1 protein-coding gene is annotated in these 1,557 nt (G+C 56.1%); it reads left to right on the top strand.

Annotated elements, in window-relative coordinates:
* Window positions 1–73 precede the first annotated feature (73 nt).
* The gene (locus tag WBG04_RS05580; RefSeq protein WP_424313390.1) at window positions 74–1,543 is read left to right on the top strand and encodes an IS4 family transposase; all 1,470 of its coding nucleotides are present in this window, start codon (window positions 74–76) and stop codon (window positions 1,541–1,543) included.
* Window positions 1,544–1,557: the final 14 nt, after the last annotated feature.

Raw genomic sequence — 1,557 nt, 5'->3', positions numbered from 1 at the left:
GAATGGCACTGTTTTAAGCCGGATCTCGGGATAAAAGAGTGGCCGAAAACCCGCCGGAACTGTTAGATAATGTGTGACCAATAACGAACCGTTCCTGAGCGGATTTCCGACACAGATTTGTGGCAGCATCCGTCGTCGCTTGCAAGATGTTCTCTCGGCCAGACGCCGTGATCTCGCGGATTCCTCCATCGCCACCTACGCGCTGCAGTTCTCCCACATCCTGCCCGCTGAATTCCTCCACGGACTCTCCGTCTCCAAGCGAATTCGTCAGTACTGCAACGTCGTCGTCTTCTGGGCGTGGATTGCTCAGATCTTCGAAACCAACGCCTCACTCTCCAAGGCCGTGAGTCTCGTCCAAGCCTGGTGTGACGACGCAGGCCTGCCTGTGCCCAACAAGGACACAGGCTCCTTCAGCAGGGGGCGAGGTCGACTCCCTCTTAAGTTTCTCACAGCCGTAAACAGCCGGATCAACGATCATCTCAATACCCGCATTCAGCCAGAGGACACCTATCAGGGCCACATCATCAAGTCCATCGACGGAAGTTCGATGTCGCTCGACGACACCGAGGAAAACCAATCCGAATACCCACAGCCGAGTAGTCAGGGTAACGGTTGTGGATTTCCCGTCATGGGTATAATGGGAGTGCTAAACCACGCACATGGCGGCTGGGAAGACTTCGTCGAAGGCGAGCAAAGTGCCCACGACGCACCAATCTACCGCAAGCTTCTCCACTGCTTCCACCCAGGCGACATCCTTTGCGGCGACCGCGCTTTCTGCACCTACGAACTCATGTCCACACTGGATGAGCAGCAGGTCCACACGCTCATGCGCCTGCATCAAGCAAGGCACCGAGTGCTCGACTGGCGGCGTGGCAAGAAGATCGACAATCACCAGCGATTAGTCGTCTGGAAGAAGCCATCGCAAAAGCCATCAGGCAGCCCCCTAACATCGGAGGAATGGGCCGCGCTCCCGGACGAGATGGAAGTCCGCCTGATCCGCTTTTACTTTGAGGATCGGGATGGGAAGAAGCGGCGCATGGTGCTGGCCACAACCCTGACAGATCATGAGAAATACGACTGGCAGGATCTCGCCGCCATCTACGCCCAGCGCTGGGACATCGAGCTACGCTTGAGGGACATCAAGACTACGCTGAAGATGGATCATCTACGGGTGAAGACGCCCGAAACCGCTCGCAAATCCTTACGCATGGCCCTCATCGCGTACAACCTGATAAAGTCGGGCTGCCAGGAAGCGGCGCATTCGATAGGAAAGGATCTCCGGTTGATGAGTTTCAAAGGAGCGCTCGACACAATCGTGTCGAACACCGCCCGCTACCTGCGAAGGCAAAGGCACGTGAACAAGATCCGTGAGATATGGACTTCGACAATCGGAATGATCGCCGAAAAGGTGATCAATTTTCGCCCATTCCGGAGGGAGCCGAGAGCCCAGAAGAAGCGACCGAAAAACTTCAGCTACCTCACCGTTCCGCGAGCGGAATACAAGGAATCACCGCATCGCGGGAAATCCCGAGCTTTGGCTTAAAACAGTGCCATTCG

It is taken from the genome of Haloferula sp. (assembly GCF_049672945.1).
GTDB lineage: Bacteria > Verrucomicrobiota > Verrucomicrobiia > Verrucomicrobiales > Akkermansiaceae > Haloferula.
Note: the sequence above shows the minus strand (reverse complement) of the source record. Positions and strands in the feature narration are given on the sequence as shown.